The sequence below is a fragment of the Bacillus cereus group sp. BfR-BA-01355 genome, from assembly GCF_022663675.1.
Lineage (GTDB): Bacteria > Bacillota > Bacilli > Bacillales > Bacillaceae_G > Bacillus_A > Bacillus_A thuringiensis_S.
This window is the reverse complement of the sequence record NZ_JAKUFY010000044.1, coordinates 18,238-42,860: the sequence shown is the minus strand read 5'-3', so window position 1 is coordinate 42,860 and position 24,623 is coordinate 18,238. Positions and strand designations below refer to the sequence as shown.

Sequence of the window (24,623 nt, the reverse complement as noted above, 5' to 3'; positions counted from 1 at the left end):
ATATAAAAATTAAAATCTCTTGCTTTGCTTTCTTACCCCGATTCTAGTTTACATAACATTATTATGTATTACCGATTATCTATATCATTCAATAAAACATATTATTTTATAGTATAAAACATATTATTTTATAGTATAAAACATATTATTTTATACTATACGCATAATAATTTTAATTCAAACAATTCAGAATTAAAATCCAAAAAAGATAGAAAGTAAACAATCTTACATTATCATCTACTCCCTATCTCTTTTATCATCAATTATTTTTCAAACAAATAATACGTAATTTCTCCTGGATAATGTAATACAGTTACCTTCCGCTCCCCCTTTTTAAAACTAACAGTATGCCCGTTTTCCCCTAAGTTCTCCCATCCACTCGCCTTTGTAATTGGCATTACACTTATATATTGATAATCCTCTTCCTTATCATCGTTAATATGAATTGCTGACATTGGTACTGGAAAACCTTTAATTTTAGATTCTTTATTCATAAATATGAATGCAATTACACCAACTAATAACATAGCCATTGAAATACTTGAAACTAGTTTTCTTCTATTCATTTTCACTAAAAACCCTCTTTTCTCACATATAACTTTCATCATTTTACTAACTTTAATTATTTATGTATAGAAAAGACATAATTTAAATCATTTCCAACCTATTTTCTCTACTCCAAACAACATTATTGTTATATATTATAATTATAAGTTTTTAAATTTTGGAGGCGTTACATATTGCAGAAATTACTTTTTACTAAATGGACAGTTATTATTTCTATTTTCATCATTTTCGGTACAATTTTCTACGTTACTAATGTTAAAAATAACAACGAAAAAGCACCTGTAGAAACAGCGGATACAAAAACTTTCAAAACGAAATTACAACCTAAAATTAATGAATTGACTACTAATTATAATGAAATCATTGAAAAAGATTGGTTGCCTGCCTGGGAAGAGATTAACACGAATGGAGATTCAGTAGATCGAAATAAACTATTAGTTACAATGAATGCCGTTTCCAAGCAGTATGAAACAATTATGAACGAAATAGACACACTTAAAATTGAAGAAAACATAACAGATATAGATATACAAAAACAACTACTTCAATTCACAACTCAGTTTAAATCCGCATCAAATTTCATGAAAAATGCAGCAAATTTGATTATAGACGGAGCAAATAACTCTACTCCAACCAATGAAACTATTGAAAAAACAAAACAAGCTTTAGGACTTGCGGATCAACATATTGTCATCGCTTTATCTACTTTAAATGAAGTTGAAGATAAATTAGGACTTACAAAAAAATAAAACTATTTACTATTTTAAAATAAAAAATGATTGCAATTTACAATTTGTCTGTCTATAATATTTTTATTGATTTACAATCAATGTGTTTGTAAATTTTATAATTCGGATGAACCATTCAGGAGAAGGTCTATTGATCTACCGACGGGGCAAAAAGTTGTTATACCAACTTTGAAACTCTCAGGTCTTGGTTACAAGTAGAACTGCATGGGGACGAATCTCTGGAGAGACTCCCTCTCGCTTTTATAGAGCGCAGAGGAAAACGAGCACCGAAGGAGCAAATCCGCTACTATAGCGGATAATCTCTCAGGTAAAAGGACAGAGACAAGCGAAAGAAAATGCCGATTTGTATCGGTTTATTTTTCTATCCCTTGTTTCTCCAGAGACCATTTCATTTACTTGAAGTGGTTTTTATTTTTTTCTAAAAAAGGAGAATACAGATGGAGACAGTAAGTAAAGTGTTAGAACAAATCAATCACTATGTGTGGGGACTACCAACGTTGTTGTTACTCGTTGGTACTGGTATCATTCTCACAGTGCGTTTAAAAGGTTTACAGTTTAGTAAACTATTATACGCTCACAAACTAGCTTTTAAAAAATCAGAAGATACATCTTCTTCTGGAGATATTAGCCACTTCCAAGCGCTTATGACAGCTATGGCGGCAACGATTGGTATGGGAAATATCGCTGGTGTTGCAACAGCTGTGACAATCGGTGGTCCCGGTGCAATCTTTTGGATGTGGATTACTGCTTTGTTCGGGATGGCAACAAAGTATGCCGAAGCAATTCTTGCGGTGAAATACCGTGTTAGTAATGAAAATGGCGAATATTCGGGTGGACCAATGTACTATTTAGAACGTGGTTTAGGAAAGAAATGGCTTGCTGTTTTATTCGCCATATTCGGTACAACTGCTTCTTTCGGTATCGGTAATATGGTGCAATCTAACTCAGTTGCAGAGGCAATGCGAATTAATTTCTCTTTCCCCCCTGCTCTAACTGGTATATTGATGTCGTTTTTAATCGCTATTGTTATTTTAGGCGGAGTTAAAAAAATCGGGAAAGTGACAGGATATATCGTTCCTATTAAAGCTTTCTTTTATATCATTGCTGGCCTTATTATTATTTTCTATCACTACGATCAAATTCCAGAAGCATTTTCACTTATTTTTTCTGGTGCATTTACTGGTACTGCAGCTGCTGGTGGTTTTATCGGAGCAACAGTTGCATCAGCTATTCAAATCGGAATGGCGCGCGGTGTATTTGCGAACGAGGCTGGTTTAGGGAGTGCCCCTATTGCCGCGGCGGCTGCAAAAACAGATTCACCTGCAAAGCAAGCATTAGTTTCTATGACCGGTACTTTTCTAGATACGTTTATTGTATGTACAATTACAGGACTTGTATTAATTACAACAGGTGCATGGAAATCAGGTAAAACTGGCGTTGAAGCTACAACACTTGCATTCCAATCTGTATTCGGTACTGCTGGTAGTATGATTCTCGGTATCGCAATTATTTTATTTGCCTACTCTACTATTTTAGGCTGGTCGTATTATGGAGAAAAATGTGTAGCTTATTTATTCGGAGAAAGTGCTGTTAAATATTATAAAGCAATCTTTATCATCATGATTGCTATTGGTGCGAATTTAAAATTAGGCATCGTATGGACATTTGCGGATATTGCAAATGGACTTATGGCAATTCCAAACTTAATTGGTCTAATTGGATTAAGTAGTATTGTTGTCGCTGAAACGAATCGCTTTTTACAAGCAGAGAAATTAAAAGAAAGTCATAAAAAACAGGCAAGTTAATCAATAATAAAGGAATGACTCATACATAATGAGCATTCCTTTTTTTGTTTTCTTACTCAGTAAATATCATTAAAAATATATTTATATCAATCTTTCCCTTTTTTATTCCACTAAAAGTTTTTCACATAAATGACATAAATCGTATGGTCTAACTATATAGTTGAAAAGGAATGCGACATTAAAGCGTCGCTGAAAAACTTATCCAAGAAAAGGGAGGAAAAATCTTTTGAAAAACAAAATCATTGTTTTCCTATCTGTTTTATCATTTATTATTGGTGGTTTCTTCTTTAACACGAATACTTCAAGCGCTGAAACATCATCTACTGATTACGTTCCTAACCAATTAATCGTTAAGTTCAAGCAAAATGCATCTTTAAGTAACGTGCAATCTTTTCATAAATCTGTCGGAGCTAATGTCTTATCTAAAGATGATAAGTTAGGTTTTGAAGTCGTTCAATTTTCGAAAGGTACTGTAAAAGAAAAAATAAAGAGTTATAAAAATAATCCAGATGTAGAATATGCAGAACCGAATTATTACGTTCACGCCTTTTGGACTCCGAACGACCCATATTTTAAAAATCAATATGGATTGCAAAAGATTCAAGCTCCACAAGCTTGGGATAGCCAACGAAGTGATCCTGGTGTAAAAGTAGCTATTATTGATACAGGAGTTCAAGGCTCACACCCTGATTTGGCTTCGAAAGTAATTTACGGGCATGATTATGTTGATAACGACAATACATCTGATGATGGTAATGGTCATGGTACACATTGCGCTGGAATTACTGGAGCCCTTACGAATAACAGTGTCGGAATTGCTGGTGTTGCCCCACAAACTTCAATTTATGCTGTCCGCGTATTAGATAATCAAGGAAGTGGTACACTTGATGCTGTAGCGCAAGGTATTCGAGAAGCTGCTGATTCGGGGGCAAAAGTAATTAGTTTAAGTTTAGGAGCTCCAAATGGTGGTACTGCATTACAACAAGCCGTTCAATATGCATGGAATAAAGGCTCTGTTATAGTTGCAGCTGCTGGAAATGCTGGAAATACAAAAGCTAATTACCCTGCTTATTACAGCGAAGTAATTGCAGTTGCTTCTACAGATCAAGCAGATAAGAAATCTTCATTTTCTACTTATGGTAGCTGGGTAGATGTTGCAGCACCAGGTTCAAATATATACTCCACTTATAAAGGAAGCTCGTATCAATCATTAAGTGGTACTTCTATGGCAACACCTCATGTTGCAGGAGTCGCTGCTCTTTTAGCAAATCAAGGATATAGCAATACACAAATTCGCCAAATTATTGAGTCAACTTCTGATAAAATTAGTGGTACAGGTACGTACTGGAAAAATGGTAGAGTCAATGCATTTAAGGCTGTACAATACGCTAAGCAATTACAAGAAAATAAAGCTTCTTAAGAAAACTTTAATCAGTCGATCTACCATGAATGCGGAATAAAATAGAAGGAGAGACTTCTATAATTAAAGCCTCTCCTTCTTACAAACTATATTACTCTCCCTGCTTTTTAACCATATGTAAATACAGTACAAAATCCATCATTGTCGACGAATGACCAAGTTGACGAATCATCGCTGTTATATTTCCTCTATGATATGTACCATGATTTACGACATGTTGTACTAACTCTAAAATTGAAGTTTCTAATGCCCCTGCATATGGGTTCTCAATAACAAATACAGCATTCACGTCTTGTATTGTAATTAAAAAGTCTTTATATTGATTTGCCATGTTTTCAAACATTTTTTCTAATTCATGTAACGATTTAGTTTCAATTTGTTTTCGTAAATCTTCTCGGTCTTGTATTGCTTCATTCATACTTTTACCATGCAATATGTGTAACCACACTTGATCTGTAATATAAATATGCACAAAAGTATCCTTAATGGATGGGAATACACTCTGTATCTGCTCATTAAAAATTGTCTCATAGTTTGGTAACTCTTTTAATCGATTGAATAATCTAGTATTAGCCCAAGCATGGTAATCACACTGTTTTAATATATAATCTTTCAATTTATATTACCTCCTTATTGTATGAAACGAATGGTTTGTTTCTTCATTTCCGATTCTCTATCAGCCTTTGCAATCCCTTTTCCTTTCATTTCATGTTTATTTATCGTTTTATATTTTACATACGTATGAAATTCCGTTTGAAATGGAAATGGTGTAATCCGAATTGTTTCCTCGTCCACCCATTCAGCTTGAATAAGTTTCTCCTCCTTACTATTAAACATTTCTGTTCCTTCAAAACCATCTTTAAATAAATCAATTTCATCTTTCTTTTTTACACCAGGCTTATTCATACATACGTATAAAGAAAGTTCATCACAAAACTTTAATAATCTATAATATTTATCAAACATCGCAAACTGTTCCTTTGTTAACGTTTTCAAAATTCTTTTTTGTCGTTCTAATTCATGTTTATAAAATGACATCATCTCTTCATCTTCCTCGTTTAGTGGAAATGATAAAAAATGTTTACTGCAAAGCAATGCCCCGTATGGATTAGAATTTTCAATTTCATTCAAACCAATCGTATAAAAAACAAAACGTAATGGGCTTGGACAATCCATAAATGTATATGGAATATTTTTAGCATCATTCAAAATTGGTACTTTATCAAGCTCTATCCATCCTCTGTCATGCTCATATATTGCATCAACTGTTTCTTTTAAATATGTTTTACCTTCAAAAAAGTCCTCTTTTATATGCTTTGCAATCTCTCCAGCTAAAAAACCATGATCATGTTGACGAATTAATATACTTTCCTTCTCATTTTTTTCACGAAAAATCATTCCTATACTCCCCCTCATCCTCATACTTAAGCTTTTTATATGCATCGATTCTTAATTAATCCCTAAATAATAGAAGGGATTCAGTCTCTTGCAACGAAATTAACATAATTATATAGTATTCTTTCTAATCATAGTGATAGCTTTATCTTTACTATCTATTATACTAAAACATTCATTCCAAAAATTTTTTTATGAGGTGAAAACATGAACAAAACAGAATTAATTAAAAACGTAGCACAATCAGCTGATATTTCTCAAAAGGACGCTTCTGCAGCTGTACAATCCGTATTTGACACAATTGCTAATGCATTACAATCTGGCGATAAAGTTCAATTAATCGGATTTGGAACTTTTGAAGTGCGCGAAAGATCTGCTCGTACAGGACGTAATCCGCAAACTGGCGAAGAAATTCAAATCGCAGCTGGTAAAGTTCCTGCATTTAAAGCAGGTAAAGAATTAAAAGAAGCTGTTAAATAAACAAGAAACCAGCCATTTTATAGGCTGGTTTCTTGTTTTTATTTAAGCAATTGCTTTATATTCTCTGCATGGTACACTTCACAAATATAAAATACACATTTGCAGTTACTTACAATTTGATACTTTCTAGTTGGATACACATTCGCTGTAACAGAACATCCATCAAACAATTCGATAATATTTCCAGATGGCTGATATCCTTCATATAATACGTTTCTTCTTACTTCCATCTTTTCTATAAGCTTTTCAACAGGAATATTTCCACTCTCTAATTCACTCTTTATTGCGTCCGGTAAAAACGAAGTGTCTGCAAAAATTAGATTTTCAGATAAAACCTTACCTTTATAACTAACATTAGATACACGGTAAAGAAATGTTCCATCTTTATCAAAGAAATTCTTTGCTTCTTTCGGAATGTACTGTCTACCAAGTGCCTCTTGTTCAAGAACATCAAACTGAACTGTATCATTTAAAAGCTTTTCTAAAGCGTGAATGGATGATGTATCTCCAGAAAATAAAATATTTTTAATTGCTTGTATATTATAAGTGAATTCATTCTTTCTATTTTCCGCCACTAACATGAGGAACACCTCTTCTATAATTTTTTATTTAAGATTTAAAAGTGCTACCGCGTCTAATTGCGTAATTTCAGTCACTTCCTTACTGAATATTGCAACAGAAGCCATATAATCTAAACTAGGCCTTACATCTTCCATCATTGTATTATTTGCCAACTCTTGCTTATCCTTAAAAACTAACAATCTTGGAGGATTATTTGGAGCTGATACTGTAATATGTACTGGTGGAATCATTAGTCCTTCACCTGTCGCTTTCAACACCGCTTCTTTTCGAGTCCAATATGTTAAAAAACCTTCTATTTTCTGTTCATTTGGCAGTTTCATAACTTGTGCTATTTCAATGTCTGTTAATACACCTTCTGCCATTTTCATAACATCTACATTTGGATTCATTTGTTCTACATCTATGCCAACAGGTGCAGATTTTGTAAATGCAACGACAACCCACTCACCTGAATGCGAAACAGATAATTGCGGCATACCTTCTGGTAATTGTGGTCTTCCATGCTGCAATTTACATACGGAACACATTCGATCAATTGGTACTTGGACTGGTGACATAGAAAGTATCTTGCCGAGAACTAATCTACTAATTACGCAACCTATTATAAAACGAGCTCGATCTGCCGAATGATGATACGAATTTGCTTTCTCTCGCTCTATATTATTTAGTAAATTGTAATGCCATGATTGTAAATCTGAAATTCTTGCCCACCATATTTGACAATCATTCTCATTCAAAGTTGGAATAGAATCTACAACTTTACTTTCTATCATGTAAACTCTCCTTTATTCAACGAATATCAATTTTCATAAAAAAGCATACGTATATTGTTATTCATTGACAAGTACTTTCTCTTTTTCTGATACTGATAATGTTTTTTCTTTCTTCTTTGACATTACCTCTTTATCGGAAATACGTAAAGAAAATAGTAGTGCTATAAGCAAAAATATTGCTGATCCAATTAATGCTGCTTGATATGGTAAAAAATCGGATTGAACGTTATTACTTCCAAAACCAGCTAGTATACTAGCTAAAACAGCTACTCCTATTGCTGAACCTAATCGATTTTGCACATTGAATATAGTAGTCGCTCTCCCCATAGAAGGCGGCGTGATATTGTTAAAGGCAGAAAATTGAACCGCACCGACAGATTGACCTAAGAAAATACCAATGCCAAACAATAATGCCCGGATTTGCCACGGATTCGTATCGTGATTTACAAAACTCAATAAAACAAATATAACCGCCGTACATATTAATCCAATAGAAATTACCTTTCGAGCTCCTAATTTCTTATATGACCATGGCACAATTTGTGAAGAAATCATTAATCCAATCGCCTCTGGAAATGTCGTAAGTCCTGATTCTAGCGCGGAAACTCCTATCACATTTTGATACATAAGTGGAAAAACAAATAACATTCCTAATAAACCAGCTGATGAAAATAATGATATAATGCTCATCTTTCTAAATACTGGTTCTTTTAATAAGCGTAAATCTAACATCGGTTGCTTTACTTTCAGTTCTACGATTATAAACAACGCAATGAATACAAGCCCAGCTACCCCGGTACTCATAATTTCTGGAGAAATCCACCCTTTTGATGGTCCCTGGCTGAGTGCATATATGAGCATCGCAAATCCTGGTGCTGATAAAATAAAGCCAAGAGAATCAAAGCGACCAGCTGATTTTTCAACATGCTCTGCTAAAAATAGAAGTCCAAATAGCAATGCAACGATTCCAAACGGTACATTAATATAAAATGCCCAACGCCAAGACATTTGATCTACAAAGAAACCACCGATGATAGGCCCAACTGCTGGCGCTACAGCAATTGGAAGTACAATGAACCGGGAAATCTTCGGTCTTTCCTTTGGTGAAAATGTTCGAAATAACATCGCCATTCCGACCGGTGTTAAAAGCCCTCCACCAGCACCTTGAATGATACGAAAAATATTCAATGAAGTAATATCGTTAGCCATTCCGCATAAAGCAGAAGCGATTGTAAATACGAAAAGAGCAATTAAAAATACTCTTTTCGTCCCAAAACGATCTCCTAACCAACCAGAAATCGGAAGGAAAACAGCTAAACTAACTAAATACCCAACATTAACCGTCCCCATTGCAGATGCAGGTACTTGTAGTTCTCTACTTATCGTTTGCAGTGCTACATTTACAATCGTTGCGTCCATCGCAGCCATAAACATCGCAGTTATATACACGATACTTACAACTACTTTTGGATTTAGTTTTGCTTTCATTATCGTTTTCCTGCTAATGTTTTTTCGCGAACTTGATTACTTTTCGGATTCAAATCTTTCCAGTTATATTCAACATATTCCAAGCAGCTCTGCCTACTAGCTTCTTCATATACGACATTCCAGCCAATAGGTACATCGAGAAAAGCAGGCCAGAGAGAATACTGGCCCTCCTCATTTATTAATACTTTATATGTGTAATTATCATTTTCAAATGGATTCGTCATACTCTACTTACCCCTTTCTTATTCTGCAAATATTTCGCTAATACTTGTCCAATTTCCGTGAGTGGACCTGGCTGACATAGATCTTTATGTCTACAATCAATATCGTGCTGCACAATTTGCCCGTCTAAATAATTTAGCCACGTATTTGGAGAAATAGGATCAAACCAATCTGGTATAACAGTAGATCTAAAGAATAAGATATCTCCGTTATAAACTTTCGGTACATACTTCCCTAACAACCCTACTGAATTTACATATGTTTCTTTCAAATTCAATATAGTCTCTTCTTCAAGACTTGCTAATGCACTTCCATCTTTACGAAGGATTTCAACTGCACTTTCCATTGTAAGTGGTTTACCATCCATGTTATCTGGGTCATATCCGCCTAAAGCAAGTAATGCTATTAACGCTTCCTCTTCAGTAGGCGCTTCCGTATTCGGTAAGAAGTGTCCAGGATAAGAATCAAGCATAACGAGTAATTCTACTTCTTCCCCTCCATTTTGTAGTTGCGCCGCCATTGCATGCACAACATTTCCTCCAAGCGACCAGCCTAGTAAACGATATGGTCCATGAGGCTGTACTTCACGAACGTGTTTCAAGTAATCCGCCGCCATCTCCTCTAAAGTTTTTGGAAGTTCTTCATTTTTAGCAATACCACGTGCTTGTACACCATAGATTGGATAATCTGTTCCTAAAGATTTCATAAGTCCTGCATAGCACCAACTTAATCCACCTGCTGGATGTACACAAAATAGTGGTAATTGATCCCCGCTTGCTCGTAATGGAAGCAACACATCAAGTGCACTTTGACCATTCCCCATCTCAAGTCTTTCAGCTAACCCTGCAACAGTCGGTGCTGCAAATAAAGTGCCAATGTTTAGTTCCACTCCAAGCGCCTCTTTAATGCGGCTCATAAGCTGTACTGCAAGGAGTGAATGCCCACCAAGATCAAAAAATCCGTCATCAATTCCAATTTGAGGTACACTTAGCACTTCTGTAAACAAGTCACATAACATTTCTTCTTGCGGTGTTCTTGGACCACGACTAGAAGATGATGCGATAAATTCTGGAGCTGGCAATGCCTTTCTATCTAATTTACCGTTTGGAGTTAAAGGTAACTCATTTACTACTACAAAAGCGTATGGAACCATATAATCTGGTAAACTACCACTAGCAAACTGACGCATTTCATTCGTATCAATCTCTTCATCATTTGATGCGACGATATAAGAAACTAACCGTTTATCCCCTGGTTGATCTTCCCGTATAATAACGGCTACTTGCTCAACTTTAGGGTGCTTCATTATGACTGCTTCTATTTCTCCTAATTCAATTCGGAATCCACGAATTTTTATTTGATGATCTGCACGTCCTATATAATCTAGCGTCCCATCTTTACGCCAGCGAGCTAAGTCTCCTGTACGATACATTCTTGTACCTGGCTTGCCAAATGGATCTGCGATAAAGCGTTCAGCCGTTAATCCTGCTCTTCCTAAATATCCACGCGCAAGCCCTGCACCTGCAACATACATTTCTCCAACTACTCCAGGTGGCACTGGTTGTAAATAGTTGTCTAACACATACACTTTAAGGTCAGGTATACTGCACCCAATTAAACTATTTGCTCGTAAAGAGACGATAGTTTCATCTAATTCAATATAACTAACATGCACTGTCGTCTCCGTAATACCGTACATATTAATAAGCTTTGGTGCATTATGAGGATGTCGACTATACCAATCTTCTAAGCGACTTAGCTCAAGTGCTTCTCCTCCAAAAACAACATATCGTAAAGATAATTTTTGGCCAATCTCTTCATTTTCACGATCTGCTTGCATCAATTGATAGAACGCTGATGGAGTTTGATTTAAAACCGTAACCTTTTCTTTAACAAGAAGCTGTAAAAATTCTTTCGGCGAGCGACTTACAGTATGTGGCACTACAACTAAACGCCCTCCGTATAATAAAGGTCCCCAAATTTCCCAAACCGAGAAATCAAAAGCGTATGAATGGAACATCGTCCAAACATCGTTTCCGTCAAACTGGAACCAATGATCAGTTGCCCCTAAAAGTCTTACTACATTTTGATGAGGTATCATAACGCCTTTCGGTCTACCCGTTGAGCCTGATGTATAAATAACGTAAGCAATATGTGATGGAGATAATGGCTTAATTCGTTCCACTTCATCAATATTGTCTTCACTATATTTCTCAACTTCTGCTATTACTTTCACATCATCAACTAAAACTTTTAGTGCCTCGTCACATTCAATTTCCACTTCTGAATTCGTTAAAACACATGATGGTTTCGCATCGTGTAGCATAAATGAAATACGATCTGCTGGGTAATCTGGATCTAACGGAAGGTATCCAGCACCCGCTTTAAGAACAGCTAATAAGCTTACCACCATGTTTAATGATCTTGGCATCGCTAAAGCAACGAGTTGATCAGGACCAATCCCTTTTGCTATTAGGAATCGAGCTATTTTATTTGCTTTTCTATTTAACTCTTCATAAGTTAATTTCTTATCTTCAAAGACAACAGCAATAGAATTTGGATTTATATGAGACTGTTTTTCAAATAATTGTGGCAATGTCATTTCTGGTGCAATTTGAAAACCACCATTCCACTTTTCTAATACTGTATTTTTCTCTGCTAAAGTTAATATTTCTAATCTGCCAATGGATTGATCCGGATTTGTCGCCGCATCATCTAATAACAAAATGAATCGTTCTATTAGTTTTTGAACCGTTTCACGTTTATATAAATCGGTACTAAACTCTAGTAATCCATGTAAACCGTTCGGAGTACCATCATCCCCGTTACTCTCACTAATTTCAAATGTTAAATCAAATTTTGCAGAACCGACGCTTTGAATTTCAAGGCTCGCTTCTAAACCTGGTACATGAAACGTTGCTTCTGGTGTATTTTGAAAAGCTAACATAACCTGAAACAACGGGTGGCTGTTTCGAGTACGTACTGGATTTAACACTTCAACAAGCCTTTCAAATGGAACATCTTGATTTTCATAAGCTGCAAGATTTACCTGCTTCACTCTATTTAATAATTCTTTAAAACTTGGATCTCCTGAAGTATTTGTACGTAACACTAATGTATTTACAAATAAACCAACAATATCTGAAAGTACATCATCATTTCTTCCAGCAATGGGACTTCCAATTGGTATATCAGTGCCTGCACCTAATCTTGTAAATAGTGCACTAAGCCCTGCTTGTAACACCATAAACAAACTAACTCCATTTTTACGTGCAAGCTCTACTAACCTACTATGCATACCTTCATCTATATGAAAATGAATTGTTTCCCCGCGGTAACTCGTCTCAATTGGACGCTGGAAATCTGTAGGTAACTCCATTTGATCTGGTAAACCTTTAAGTTCTTCTTTCCAAAAAACTAATTGTGTTGAAATAAGACTCTCTGGTGTCGTTTCATCACCTAGCAATTGTTGTTGCCAAAGTGCATAATCTGCGTATTGAACTGGAAGTGTCTCCAGCTGAACTCTGTCACCTTGACATCGTGCTTTATACGCCGCTGTAAAATCTCTCGTTAACGGCTGTAATGACCAGCCATCACCTACAATATGATGTAATAAAATTAATAATACATGTTCGTTTTCACTCACTGTAAAAAGTTGCAAACGAACTGCCGGCTCAATATCGAGGTTAAAACTATATCTTACCGCCTCTGAAAGTACACTTTCTAATTCATCTTTACATGTTTTTGTTATAATCATTTCTAGATTTAAGTTTTCCATATCTAAAATTTTCTGATAGGAACTACCTAATACGTTAGGGAAAATTGTTCTAAGTGTTTCATGTTTCTCAACTACATCATAAAAAGCACCTTGTAATGCTTCCTCATTCAATATTCCATTCATACGAATGACTAGCGGAATATTATAAGTAGGACTTGGACCTTCTAAACAATTTAAGAACCATAACCTGCGCTGTGCAAATGAAAGTGGAACTTCATTTGGCCTACTTGCTTTCTGAATAGCTGGTCTTGCACTTTTTGCATGGTTTAATTGTTTCGCCAGTTCGGCAACAGTTGGTGATTCAAATAGTTTCCCGATACCTAATTCCACACTTAACGTTTCACGAATTCTTGCCATTAAACGAGATGCAAGAAGGGAATGTCCACCCATTTCAAAGAAATTATCATCAATACTAATTCGAGAAACACCAAGTACTTCTGCAAATAAATCACATAATATTTCTTCTTTCGGATTTCTAGCAACCCTCTCATTGTTCATTCCATTAAAATTAGGCGCAGGTAATTTCTTTCTGTCAACCTTACCATTTGGCGTTAATGGTAATTCTTCTAGCACAACAAATGCCGATGGTATCATATAATTCGCTAAACTTTCTGAAACATAAGAACGAATTTCTGAAAGATTAATCGGTTCCTTTTCTTCTGCAATGATATATGCAATGATGCGTTTATCATTTGGACGATCTTCTCGTACCATTACTACCGCTTGTTGAATATTTTCATGTCGTTGTAATACCGTTTCAATTTCAGCTAATTCAATTCGGAATCCACGAATTTTAATTTGATGATCTGCGCGACTAATGTACTCTAACGCACCATCACTACGCCATTTCACAAGATCTCCTGTACGGTACATGCGCTTCCCTGATTCTCCATAAGGATTTGCAACAAACCGTTCAGCTGTTAACTCAGGTTTTCCTAAATATCCGCTTGCAAGTCCTTCCCCTGCAATATATAATTCACCAATAACTCCAGGTGGAACTGGTTGTAACCCTGCATCCAATACATACACTTCTGTATTGGAAATTGGCTTTCCAATAGGAGGTATACCCTTTTCACTTTCATCAATGTTCATGAAAGTAGACCAAATCGTCGTTTCAGTTGGTCCATATAAATTAGTTATTGAGCAACCTAATTCTTTTAATTTATTTGCTAAATGCGCTGGAAGAGCTTCACCACCAACAAGTATGTTTAGCCCTTGTAGCTTCTCTGGATAATCAGTTACTAACGCCTGCCAAAGCGTCGGTGTAGCCTGCATAACGGTCACTCTTTCTTCTTGTAAAAGTGTCGTTAATGCAGAAGGCTCTTGTATGTCTTCTTTTTGCGCAATTGTTAAACTTGCACCACTAATAAGAGGTAAATAAATTTCTAGAGCAGAAATATCAAACGCAAAAGTTGTAACTGCTAATAAATGATCATTTTCATTTAACGAAAACTTTTGTTGCATAGCCATTAAAAAGTTACTTAAACCTCTCATAGGAACAATTACACCTTTTGGGTTTCCTGTTGAGCCTGAAGTATATATTGTATAGGCTGGGTTTAAAAGTAATACATCATTCTTACATGCTATATTCATACGAGAATATGTATGTAACGCTAGTTTCGTTTCTTCGCCATCTAATACAATTTTTTTCATACCATTTTCTATAACTAACTTAGATGAAACAGATGAATGTGTTATGATACAAACTGGTTTTGCATCATCTACTATATAATTAACTCTTTCTGCTGGGTATTCTGGATCTATTGGTAAATATGCTGCACCAGCCTTTAAGACTGCTAGCATACTAACTACCATTTCTATTGATCTAGGGAATACTAAAGCTACAAACTGATTTGGTCGTATTCCTTCTTCTACTAAATAATGTGCTAGTTCATTCGCTCGTTCATTTAGCTCTTTATACGTAAGGTTTATACCGTCACAAGTAATCGCTAGTTTATTTGGATTTTTTTGCACTTGTTTTTCAAATGATATAGGTAGACTGATTAACTCATCATCTTCCTTCGTTTCATTCCATTCCAATAAAACCTTATGATTTTCTTCAGGCAGAGTAATATTTATTTTTCCAATCGACTCGTTTTTCTCATAATTCTTTATTACTAATTCAAATAGATTCATAAATCTTTCTTTATGCAATGCTAGCTCCGCGCCATTATATACTTCGGGATTCGCATCAAAATGAATCATTAGCTCATTTTGATCAAAACGTTTATATACATTTATCGATAAATCATCTACAGGTCCTGCTGATAAGTTATGCGTAATACCACGATTTCCAGCAAAATTAAGCCCGTAATCAAAAGGCATAACATTCACTAACGGTCCAAACAACCTTTGATTTTCACCTAGTAACTTTAAGTCTCTTCTTAATTCCTCGTGACGGTATTTATGATGACGACGTACATCTCGGATTTCTTTAGAAACTTGCTGCAATAATTCCGCAAGAGTTATATTTGGAGTTACAGTGAGACGCAGTGGTACTAAATTCATTACCATACTTGGTGTATGAATAGATACAGAACCTAGACGCCCCATCATCGGTAAACCTAAAACAATATCATTTTCACCTGTTAATTTATGCATATAAATACTTGTTACAGCGACAATGAATTCCGGCCAACTTGTTAACGAAATATTGATATCTTCTAGTAAAGTTTTCGTGCTAGAACTAGATAAATAAGCTGTTTCTCGTGAAAATCCATTTGATGTTCTCGGTGCTCGTTCTGCCAAGCTTACAACTTCTGGTTCATCAGCAAACTTTTCTAACCAAAAAGTACGATCTTCCTGAAATTGTTTAGACTCACGATACTCAATATCTTCTTGTACAACTTTTGTAAGAGAACCAAATGGCTTTTCATTCTTGTTTGTTTCTTCTATAAGTGATGTATACTCATTCGCTACCTTTTGGCTAAGAAGTGAAAATCCATAGCCATCCATCACAATGTGATGGATGCGCTGATACCAAAAGAAACGATTATTTTCAACTTGAATAAGTGCTTCCGTAAATAAAATATCTTTTTTCAAATCGACGGGCATAGATAAATCATTTTTCATCCATACTTTAGCAGCTTCTTCAGGGTTTTCTTCTTTACGAACGTCAATAAAATGCATATAAAACTGTGATTCTTCAATAACTTGCCATGGGCCAATTTCATCCTCTTCGAAGCGAACATGAAGTGCTTCTGCTTCTATTACAACTTTACGTACAGCTAATTCGAAAATTTCTTGATGAATATTTCCGTTTATTTCTACATATTCCCCAGTATTATAAATTGGGTTAAGCGGATCTAATTGTTGCGCAAACCACATACCAGACTGCGCAGATGATAACGAATGACGAATCTTTTGACTGTTAGGCATTCTTTACTACCCCTTTATTATGTAGTCTATTTGTTACAGCACCTGTGCTGTTTGTGAAGATAGTAAACTGTACCAACCTGCAACAGTTGGATGTTCTGCTAAATCTGCAAAAGTGATTTCTTTCCCTTCACGACGCCACTTCTCTACTAAACTCATAATTCTGACCGAATCAAGTCCTCTATTTAATAAGTCCTCATCAAAATCAATACTTTCTATTGGCTCACGAAGTAGTTGTGCAACTAGTTCATGCACTTCCTGTATAGTGATTCCTTCACTCTCATCACCTTTTACACTTTGCAAATCGTTTAACAGTAGGTTTGTTGATGTCGTTACTGCACATCTATTAGATGCATACTCCAATGCTTGTTTATGATGCTCTAGTGAAAAATCAGCAACTGCATCTGCTACAAAGAAGGGCTCTATACCATCCATAAATGCTTCACAAGCTGTTAAAAGACAGCCAATATGCGCATAAATACCGCAAATAATAAGTTGATCTCTTCCTTGTTCATTTAAAATTTCTAATAGATTTGTCTTTTTAAATGCACTATATCTCCATTTTGTTAGGAATATATCATCTTCATCAGGAGTAAGTTCATCAACAATTTTCTTTTTATCCGGTCCAGCAGGAATACCGTCACCCCAAAAGTCTTGTAATAAACCTCGTTGTTCTAACGTTTGCCCACCAGGTTGTGCTGTATAAACAACTGGTATACCAAGTTCCTTACATTTTTCTCTTATCATTTTAATATTTGAAATAAGTTCTACTTTTGGTGATTCTTTATCGCTATATGCATCAAGAAAATATTCTTGCATGTCATGAATTAAAAGTACTGCACGTTTCGGATCTGGTGTCCAATTCACTTTATTTTTTGGTAGTTCTGATTCAATTGGCATTTTATATACTGAAATAGATGGGATAGCCATCTAATCACTTCCTTCCGGTTTTTATTATTGTTTTACTGTAATAAGTTTTTCAGCAATGACTTTACGTAGTTCTTTTTTGCTGACTTTTCCGACTCCTGTTTGCGGGAATGATTCAATAAATTCAATTCGATCTGGAATTTTATAAGCCGCTATACCACGTTCTCTTAAAAACATTTTTAATTCACTTACAGTTGGAACTTGTCCGCGAGCTATAACAAAAGCACAGGTGCGTTCACCTAAATAATCGTCAGGCATAGATACAATTGCTACGTCATGAACCGCATCGTGTGCTAATAGATGATTTTCAACTTCTTCCGCAGCAACTTTCTCACCACCACGGTTAATTTGATCTTTATCTCTTCCTTCTACAATGATGTATCCTTGTTCATTTACTTTTACAAGATCTCCTGTGCGATAAAATCCATCCTTTGTAAATGATCGTGCATTATGCTCTTCGGCTTTATAGTAACCACGAATTGTATATGGACCTCGTGTTAATAAACTACCTACTTCGCCAGGTTTTACATCGTTGTCATTTTCATCAACAACTCGTACTTCATCGTGTGCAGACATTGGTCTACCTTGTGTATGAATAATAATTTCTTCCGGATCGTCTAATCTTGTATAGTTCACTAATCCTTCCGCCATACCGAATACTTGCTGTAACGTACATCCAAATGTAGGGCGTATACGTTTTGCAACCTCAGCACTAAACTTAGCACCACCTACTTGAATAACCTCTAGGCTCGATAAATCGGCATTACGAGAAGATGCAGCATCAAGCCAAATCATTGCTAATGGCGGAACGAGCGCTGTAATTGTAACTTTTTCTTCTTCGATAAGAGCAAATGCCTCATCTGGGCTACCACCAGTTGCCAATACCACTTTTCCACCCGCATAGAAAGTTCCAAATGTTCCTGGAGAACTCATTGGATAATTGTGTGCTACTGGAAGAACTGTCATATAGACGCTTTCTGCATTCAAATTACAAATTTCAGCGCTAACACGTAAACTATAAATATAGTCATCATGTGTTCTAGGAATTAATTTAGAAAGACCTGTTGTCCCTCCTGATAATTGGAGAAATGCAACATCACTGGGCTGAACTTCTGGCAATGAGATAGGATCCATATACAGATCATTTATGTTCACAAACTCTTCCTCTTCTCCCACTACAATTACATGTTGTAAAGTTGGCACTTTCTCTTTCACTTCTCTTGCTAGTTTTCGATAATCAAAACCGAGGGCCTTATCTGAAATAACGTAAGCGCTCGCCTCACCAAACTCACAAAAATAACTAATTTCACTACTTCGATGTGAAGGCAGTGCAAAGACAGGAAGCGCTCCAATTCGAAATAGTGCAAAACATATTTCGAAAAACTCGATAATGTTAGGTAACTGGATTACAACTCTGTCCTCTTTCTTTATTCCTAAATTCAGTAAACCTGCTGCTAAACGATCTACCTTTTTATCAAGTTCACTGTACGTTACATGCGTCTTACCGCTTACAACCGCGATTTGATCTCCATATTTCTCAGCTCGCTCTCTTAACACTCCTCCAAATGTTTCACCAAGCCAACACCCTTCTTCTCGATAACGATCGGCAAATTCTTTTGGCCATTCCCTATAACCTACTAGCATTCTTTCTTCCCCCTATTTTTCATTAAGTGAACTATCTCTTAACCCTAAAGCTTTTAACATTGTTTGGAACTTAGCTGATGTTTCTGCTAACTCATCTTCTGGTTTTGACTCAGCAACAACTCCAGCTCCTGCATATAAACGAAGTGTATTTTCTTGTACTTCAGCACAACGAATTGTAACAATCCATTCTCCATCTCCATTTAAATCGCTCCATCCTAGCATTCCTGTAAAGAACTCGCGGTCAAATGGCTCAATATACTGTATAGCCTCTCTTGCCTTTTCCATCGGAGTTCCGCAAACTGCTGGCGTAGGATGAAGGGCAATTGCTAATTGTAAAGAAGAAGTATTTGGATCCTTAAGTTCACCTTTCACTTCTGTAGACAAATGCCACATCGCTTCACTATGAATAACTGATGGCTTTTCTGGAACATGTAATGTATGACAATACGGACGAAGTGCAGCGGCAACCGCTTCAACTACTACCGCATGTTCATGTAAATCTTTTGGAGAAGAAAGTAATTCCTCTGCTCTTCTTTTATCTTCTACTGGGTCCTCACTACGTGGCCTCGAACCAGCTAACGGGTTAGAAATAACTTGCATACCATTACGTGAAACAAGTAATTCAGGGCTTGCTCCAATTAGCGTCTTACTGTTCTCTTTTTCACCTTTCGGTAAATTCACAGCAAATGTATAACCATGCTTATTATGCTCTGCTAATTCTCGCAGAAGTTTTTGCTTATCAATCTTTTCGGAAGATTTAACATCTAACGATCTAGATAGAACGATTTTCTTCAAATCACCGTCCTGTATTTTTTTAATTCCTTGCTTCACACCATTCATATAAACTTCAGGTTCTGGTACTGGCGTCATTTCAAATGTTACGTTCTCATTTGTTTCAAGCTGATTGGTTGTATCCAATTGTAAACGCTCAGAAATTCTACTATATTCTGGTACGATAAGTTGGACTTCTTTTCTACGATCAAATGGCAAAGCACCCATAACAATAGGATTTGGATTTCCAGCTTGTTTCGCATTACTTAATGTCGCTTGCACAAGCTCTGGGAAACTTTCAATTTCACGATGCTTTACTGTAGTAAACTCTCCTTCTGCTAATATCGTTCGAGTTGGTGAAGCAAAAAAGAACGAAGATTCAGTCTTATAATCTTCTAAAAGTTTTTCTGACAATTCCTTTACAGCTGTATGTTCACTCATAATATAATAACCTCCTGATTTTTTATTAAACTCCTAACGTAGCACCGCCATCGACACATAAATTGTGCATTGTAATATGACTTGCTCTATCTGAAGCTAAAAATAACACTGCTTCAGCAACTTCTGAAGGTTGTGCAATTTTTTGTAATGGAATTCCGAGTCTATATGTATTTTGAGAACCAGCAATTATATTTTTAGCTCCATTCTCATCAGCCCATAGTAATCTTTGCATCTCAGTTTCAGTAGAACCTGGAGAAACTAAGTTGCAGCGTATATTGTATGCTGCAAGCTCTAATCCTAAACACTTCATAAACATCGTTGTTGCAGCCTTTGACGCAGCATACGCAGCCATCTCCATTCTCGGCGTATTTGCCGCATTTGAACCGACTGTAACAATTGCCCCTGATTTTCTTAACATCATATTTTTACTTACCGCTCGGGACATATTGAAAACCCCTGTAGTATTTACAGAGAATGTTTTATTCCAATCTTCATCACTTAACGAATGAATTGCTCCCATACGTAAAACCCCTGCAACGTTTACTAAAATATCTATTGGCGCTATTTCATTTGCAATATGATTTACAATGTCTTCAACAGCAGTGCTATCACTCACATCTAAACGAAACGTTTTCATACGTGTTTTATTTAATTCATTTTGATTTAAGAGTACATTTAACCCCTCTTCATTTTGATCAACCGCAATAACTGTGGCTCCTCTTTCTAAAAACATTTTGGCAACGACACTGCCTATGCCTTGTGCTGCACCTGTTACTAAAACTGTTTTCCCATCAAATTCCCCTAAGTTCATTTTCTCTATCCTTTCACATAAACATTAATTTCATTAAGTAACACCAATAATAATGATATTGATTTTCATTATCATCAGCGTTGTAAAAAATAATACACTTACTAAACTAATTGGTCAAGTGCGCATTACTTTAAAATCTATTTTATTGATAATGTTTTTCATTTACTATCTTACACCGAAATGATAATGTTTCTCAATAAACTTGTCAATCTTTTTTTATTTTTCAGATAAAGTATTTTAATGTTTCTTAATAAAATCATATGTAAACGCATTAAAAGTACTTATATTATAAATAAAATTCAAACTCCTCTTTTTAAAATTGAAGAAGATAAACTAGAGCTACGTTCATTAACAACGCTTTATGAAAAACTCAAGTATATATTTTCTCAATATTTTTCTGAAAACAAATCTTGCAAATACTAATGAATGTCTTCTTTGTTATTTAAGATTTAATATATATTTCGAATGCGATGTATTAATTTATTATATTCCAATATAATCCAAATAAGTACTTCACTCACTTTTACATCTATAAAAATCCAAAAAGTAATTTAACCTTGTTAAAATAACTCATAAAAAAAGCATCCTAATTAATAGAATAGGATGCTTTTTCGTAATCATAGTGTTATAGAAGATTTATATACTTATGCTACGCTGCGATACTCTTCTTCTTGTTCTTTTTTATGTTTAGGTGCTTGAATTAAAATTGCGATAATGAATGACACGACACATAATACACCAATCACCATGAATGTTGGTTTGAATCCACCCAGAAGTGCACCGATAAAGGAACCTGCAAGCGCCCCAAATCCAAATCCTTGATACACAATTCCATAGTTCTTACTATGGTTTTTCATACCGAAGAAATCACCAACAATAGCTGGGAAAATAGTGATATTTCCACCAAAGCAAAACGCTACACTTGCTACACATACGAAGTAAATACCATAATTTAAATCTACAAAACTTAGAACTAAAACTGAACTCGCCATAACAACAAAAGTACCAGTAACGATTTTTAAACGACCAATTTTATCCGATAACGGTCCTAAAATAATACGACCTAATGTATTAAAGATTGCAACCATAGCCACCGCATTAGCTGCTGTTGCTGCGCTAAGTCCCACAAGTTGAACACCAATGTCTTTTACCATACCAATTAAGTATAAGCCACTCATACATGATGTAAATAACATTATAAATAATAAGTATACTTGTTTTGTGCCTAACATTTCTTTCGTTGTGTATTCCTTAGTTTTTGTTTCATGAACTGCTCCTTGATCTGCGGCTTGATGGATTAAACAAGCACCAATTACAATCATAGCTGTAACAATTAAACCCCAGTATATAAATGCTTGCGATACACCAACTGATTCAATCAACTGTGCATTAACATATTTAAAAATTAAGCTACCTGAACCATATGCAGAGACAGAAATACCAGCAATTAAACCTTTACGCTCCGGAAACCACTTTATTAAATTTGATAGTGAAGTGATATATGCTGTACCATCTGCATAACCTACAACAACTCCTGCTAGTACATAAAGCAATATTAATGAGGACGCTTGTGAACTAAGTATTAAACCTAGTCCTAATGCTAATCCAGCTATCATAATAAGTTTACGAAGTCCCCATTTTTCTTGCAATTTACTCGCAAATAAAGTTGAAAATGCTAAAGAAAGACTAGTAATTGAGAAAGTTATCGCAACAGCGTTAAGACTCCAACCATATTTACTAACTAAAGGCTGATTGAATAAACTCCATGTATATATCGTTCCAAGCCCCATCTGTACTATAACTGTGCCAAGAACAACAAACCATGGATTAACAGTTGATTTTTTCATACCTTTCCGCCTCCTCTTTCTATTTCAATGCTATTCGCTAAATTTACTTTTTTTATGTTCATTTTGGTCACCTCTTTTGATTTAACACCTTCATTGTATAAGATGTTTCCGCCTATGTAAGCACTTACAAGATAGAGCGTCAAAAACATGGAATCAGTTACAGAAAACGAAGGACGAAATACAAAAAACTACTGATTAAATACATAAGTAGCTTTTATAATGTTTAGCTTCAATACAACTTACAACTGTTTTATCATCTTCTTTTATAAAAATTATGTCTCATGTTATACAATTGCTAAATTAAAATTTCCCTTTACAAGTAGAAAAAATTTTTATACTTCGATGTACCTTATTTTTTATAAAATCACAAATTTTTTTCCAATAAATAAAACTAAATATTCACTAATATATCTATCCGTGGTTTAATATATATAATAAAAAATATTTCTGTCTTTAAGGAGGTACTATGAAAGCAAACGTAGGGGATACTATACTTTTTCAACGAAACAATTTAAAGATTACAGGATCTGTACTAAAACTTTATACTGAATCGGTCTTAGTTGAAATTACAAATGTAAGCGGTGGTACTTTTGAATTTGATCGAACAATTGTAAATCATAAAAACTATAAAGTTTTAAATACAAATACATAAAACAACACAAAATAGCCCCTGCTCAACAGCAGGGGACATTTTATATAAAAATATTTCACTAGTTTATATACCCTAAAACATTAACAATCTTACTCGCTTTTAAATTGTTAATATGATAATAAATTTCTAAACCTCTTCTCTCTGCTCGTAACACTTTACCCTTCATTTTTGATAAATGTTGTGAAACAGTAGATTGCGGAATATTCAGTAACTCTGTTAATTGTGTTACATTACAAGTTTTTCTCGTACTTAATTCATTTACAATTTGCAGGCGGATTGGATGCGCCATAATTTTTAAAATATCTACATCTTCTTCTGAAACTAAAGTTTTTCTCATTTCACTCGTATATGTTGTCATAAGACATTCCCCTTTTATATGAATTCCATATTCATAAGATCTATTTCCAAATTTTTTAAAACCCTTGATTAAAACTTTCATATAGAAATAAAAGGATTTTAAATTTTTGAAAACAGAACTTACATTCACTTTATTTATTTATTTGGTACATATACATAATACAATGTTAATATGTGCTCTATGTGAAGTTCGCATAAATTTGTGATGAAGATTTATTTAGCCACTCGCATCCTACTCATCTAATTACCCACTGCATAAAATCATCAGTTATTTTAACACATTTTAGGCGTTTGTATATACTATTTATAAAACAACTTTTATAAAGGGGAATTCATATGCCTACAGCGTTACAAGAAGAAGTCGAAGAAGCACGGGAAACATATGTCAGTCGTATCATCTTAGTTGGAGGATCCGCTTTATTTTTAGTAGGCGGAGTTATCTCGGCAATTTCAGCCTTTAAAACTTATAATCGTTTAGAGAATACGCCGCCTTCTACAGATAATTCATAGATATTTTATAAAATAAAACGTCGTCTCCA

General features: G+C 35.1%; 20 protein-coding genes and 1 riboswitch. Of the genes, 6 read left to right on the top strand and 14 right to left on the bottom strand.

Annotated features, from left to right (window positions below):
- Positions 1–263 precede the first annotated feature (263 nt).
- Positions 264–608, bottom strand: coding sequence for a hypothetical protein (locus MR167_RS16395; RefSeq protein ID WP_003278183.1), 345 nt, complete (start codon positions 606–608; stop codon positions 264–266).
- A 132-nt stretch (positions 609–740) separates the two neighbouring features.
- On the opposite strand from MR167_RS16395, the gene MR167_RS16390 reads away from it, so the two are divergent.
- The 3 genes from MR167_RS16390 to MR167_RS16380 all read left to right on the top strand — a co-directional run bounded on the left by MR167_RS16390 (position 741) and on the right by MR167_RS16380 (position 4,541).
- The gene (locus MR167_RS16390; RefSeq protein WP_001170866.1) at positions 741–1,316 is read left to right on the top strand and encodes a hypothetical protein; all 576 of its coding nucleotides are present in this window, start codon (positions 741–743) and stop codon (positions 1,314–1,316) included.
- Positions 1,317–1,524: 208 nt separating this feature from the next.
- A riboswitch (glycine riboswitch) is annotated at positions 1,525–1,645 on the top strand.
- Between the two features lie 108 nt (positions 1,646–1,753).
- Positions 1,754–3,121, top strand: coding sequence for an alanine/glycine:cation symporter family protein (locus tag MR167_RS16385; RefSeq protein ID WP_000451017.1), 1,368 nt, complete (start codon positions 1,754–1,756; stop codon positions 3,119–3,121).
- A gap of 226 nt (positions 3,122–3,347) precedes the next feature.
- On the top strand, positions 3,348–4,541 hold the full coding sequence (locus MR167_RS16380; RefSeq protein ID WP_000790929.1) for a S8 family peptidase: 1,194 nt from the start codon (positions 3,348–3,350) through the stop codon (positions 4,539–4,541).
- 91 nt (positions 4,542–4,632) lie between these two features.
- Here the strand turns inward: MR167_RS16380 and MR167_RS16375 are convergent, their stop codons facing one another.
- Complete coding sequence (locus tag MR167_RS16375) at positions 4,633–5,157, bottom strand: DinB family protein (RefSeq protein WP_000656265.1); 525 nt, start codon at positions 5,155–5,157, stop codon at positions 4,633–4,635.
- Between the two features lie 14 nt (positions 5,158–5,171).
- A complete protein-coding gene (locus tag MR167_RS16370; protein WP_000577287.1) occupies positions 5,172–5,939 on the bottom strand; it encodes a DUF3891 family protein in 768 nt (255 codons plus the stop codon).
- A 204-nt stretch (positions 5,940–6,143) separates the two neighbouring features.
- Here MR167_RS16370 and MR167_RS16365 point away from each other — a divergent pair, with 204 nt between their 5' ends.
- Complete coding sequence (locus MR167_RS16365; RefSeq protein ID WP_001043905.1) at positions 6,144–6,416, top strand: HU family DNA-binding protein; 273 nt, start codon at positions 6,144–6,146, stop codon at positions 6,414–6,416.
- 38 nt (positions 6,417–6,454) lie between these two features.
- Here the strand turns inward: MR167_RS16365 and MR167_RS16360 are convergent, their stop codons facing one another.
- The 10 genes from MR167_RS16360 to MR167_RS16315 form a co-directional block, all read right to left on the bottom strand.
- Positions 6,455–6,997 (bottom strand): hypothetical protein, encoded by a 543-nt coding sequence (locus tag MR167_RS16360; RefSeq protein ID WP_000959120.1) that lies wholly within the window; start codon positions 6,995–6,997, stop codon positions 6,455–6,457.
- Positions 6,998–7,021: 24 nt separating this feature from the next.
- The gene (gene sfp / locus MR167_RS16355; RefSeq protein WP_000573014.1) at positions 7,022–7,771 is read right to left on the bottom strand and encodes a 4'-phosphopantetheinyl transferase Sfp; all 750 of its coding nucleotides are present in this window, start codon (positions 7,769–7,771) and stop codon (positions 7,022–7,024) included.
- Positions 7,772–7,828: 57 nt separating this feature from the next.
- The gene (locus MR167_RS16350; protein WP_000644938.1) at positions 7,829–9,259 is read right to left on the bottom strand and encodes an MDR family MFS transporter; all 1,431 of its coding nucleotides are present in this window, start codon (positions 9,257–9,259) and stop codon (positions 7,829–7,831) included.
- Positions 9,259–9,483, bottom strand: coding sequence for an MbtH family protein (locus MR167_RS16345; protein WP_000184057.1), 225 nt, complete (start codon positions 9,481–9,483; stop codon positions 9,259–9,261). The genes MR167_RS16350 and MR167_RS16345 overlap by 1 nt, the downstream gene beginning before the upstream one ends.
- Positions 9,480–16,637 (bottom strand): amino acid adenylation domain-containing protein, encoded by a 7,158-nt coding sequence (locus tag MR167_RS16340; RefSeq protein ID WP_242315007.1) that lies wholly within the window; start codon positions 16,635–16,637, stop codon positions 9,480–9,482. Before MR167_RS16340 ends, MR167_RS16345 begins: the two co-directional genes overlap by 4 nt.
- A 33-nt stretch (positions 16,638–16,670) precedes the next feature.
- Positions 16,671–17,564 carry an isochorismatase family protein gene (locus MR167_RS16335; protein ID WP_001007261.1) on the bottom strand — a complete coding sequence of 298 codons (894 nt, stop codon included), beginning with the start codon at positions 17,562–17,564 and terminating at the stop codon, positions 16,671–16,673.
- A 24-nt stretch (positions 17,565–17,588) separates the two neighbouring features.
- On the bottom strand, positions 17,589–19,205 hold the full coding sequence (locus MR167_RS16330; protein ID WP_000960110.1) for a (2,3-dihydroxybenzoyl)adenylate synthase: 1,617 nt from the start codon (positions 19,203–19,205) through the stop codon (positions 17,589–17,591).
- A gap of 12 nt (positions 19,206–19,217) precedes the next feature.
- Positions 19,218–20,417 carry an isochorismate synthase DhbC gene (gene dhbC / locus MR167_RS16325; RefSeq protein WP_079245496.1) on the bottom strand — a complete coding sequence of 400 codons (1,200 nt, stop codon included), beginning with the start codon at positions 20,415–20,417 and terminating at the stop codon, positions 19,218–19,220.
- Between the two features lie 25 nt (positions 20,418–20,442).
- Positions 20,443–21,228, bottom strand: a complete 786-nt coding sequence (dhbA, locus tag MR167_RS16320; protein ID WP_001048427.1) for a 2,3-dihydro-2,3-dihydroxybenzoate dehydrogenase — start codon at positions 21,226–21,228, stop codon at positions 20,443–20,445.
- A 644-nt stretch (positions 21,229–21,872) separates the two neighbouring features.
- A complete protein-coding gene (locus tag MR167_RS16315) occupies positions 21,873–23,075 on the bottom strand; it encodes an L-lactate MFS transporter (RefSeq protein ID WP_000750108.1) in 1,203 nt (400 codons plus the stop codon).
- A gap of 466 nt (positions 23,076–23,541) precedes the next feature.
- On the opposite strand from MR167_RS16315, the gene MR167_RS16310 reads away from it, so the two are divergent.
- The gene (locus MR167_RS16310) at positions 23,542–23,727 is read left to right on the top strand and encodes a YkvS family protein (protein ID WP_000646793.1); all 186 of its coding nucleotides are present in this window, start codon (positions 23,542–23,544) and stop codon (positions 23,725–23,727) included.
- A gap of 58 nt (positions 23,728–23,785) precedes the next feature.
- On the opposite strand, the gene MR167_RS16305 is transcribed toward MR167_RS16310, so the two are convergent.
- On the bottom strand, positions 23,786–24,085 hold the full coding sequence (locus tag MR167_RS16305; protein ID WP_000214801.1) for an ArsR/SmtB family transcription factor: 300 nt from the start codon (positions 24,083–24,085) through the stop codon (positions 23,786–23,788).
- Positions 24,086–24,420: 335 nt separating this feature from the next.
- Between MR167_RS16305 and MR167_RS16300 the strand changes: the two genes are divergently transcribed.
- Positions 24,421–24,594, top strand: coding sequence for a hypothetical protein (locus MR167_RS16300; protein ID WP_001141667.1), 174 nt, complete (start codon positions 24,421–24,423; stop codon positions 24,592–24,594).
- Positions 24,595–24,623: the final 29 nt, after the last annotated feature.

Coding starts and splice junctions, on each gene's coding strand:
- MR167_RS16345 (WP_000184057.1), bottom strand. CDS start 9,483: ATGACGAATCCATTTGAAAATGATAATTACACATATAAAGTATTAATA.
- MR167_RS16305 (WP_000214801.1), bottom strand. CDS start 24,085: ATGACAACATATACGAGTGAAATGAGAAAAACTTTAGTTTCAGAAGAA.
- sfp (WP_000573014.1), bottom strand. CDS start 7,771: ATGATAGAAAGTAAAGTTGTAGATTCTATTCCAACTTTGAATGAGAAT.
- dhbC (WP_079245496.1), bottom strand. CDS start 20,417: ATGAGTGAACATACAGCTGTAAAGGAATTGTCAGAAAAACTTTTAGAA.
- MR167_RS16395 (WP_003278183.1), bottom strand. CDS start 608: ATGATGAAAGTTATATGTGAGAAAAGAGGGTTTTTAGTGAAAATGAAT.
- MR167_RS16300 (WP_001141667.1), top strand. CDS start 24,421: ATGCCTACAGCGTTACAAGAAGAAGTCGAAGAAGCACGGGAAACATAT.
- MR167_RS16370 (WP_000577287.1), bottom strand. CDS start 5,939: ATGATTTTTCGTGAAAAAAATGAGAAGGAAAGTATATTAATTCGTCAA.
- MR167_RS16350 (WP_000644938.1), bottom strand. CDS start 9,259: ATGAAAGCAAAACTAAATCCAAAAGTAGTTGTAAGTATCGTGTATATA.
- MR167_RS16310 (WP_000646793.1), top strand. CDS start 23,542: ATGAAAGCAAACGTAGGGGATACTATACTTTTTCAACGAAACAATTTA.
- MR167_RS16335 (WP_001007261.1), bottom strand. CDS start 17,564: ATGGCTATCCCATCTATTTCAGTATATAAAATGCCAATTGAATCAGAA.
- MR167_RS16330 (WP_000960110.1), bottom strand. CDS start 19,205: ATGCTAGTAGGTTATAGGGAATGGCCAAAAGAATTTGCCGATCGTTAT.
- MR167_RS16365 (WP_001043905.1), top strand. CDS start 6,144: ATGAACAAAACAGAATTAATTAAAAACGTAGCACAATCAGCTGATATT.
- MR167_RS16340 (WP_242315007.1), bottom strand. CDS start 16,637: ATGCCTAACAGTCAAAAGATTCGTCATTCGTTATCATCTGCGCAGTCT.
- MR167_RS16360 (WP_000959120.1), bottom strand. CDS start 6,997: ATGTTAGTGGCGGAAAATAGAAAGAATGAATTCACTTATAATATACAA.
- MR167_RS16315 (WP_000750108.1), bottom strand. CDS start 23,075: ATGAAAAAATCAACTGTTAATCCATGGTTTGTTGTTCTTGGCACAGTT.
- MR167_RS16385 (WP_000451017.1), top strand. CDS start 1,754: ATGGAGACAGTAAGTAAAGTGTTAGAACAAATCAATCACTATGTGTGG.
- dhbA (WP_001048427.1), bottom strand. CDS start 21,228: ATGAACTTAGGGGAATTTGATGGGAAAACAGTTTTAGTAACAGGTGCA.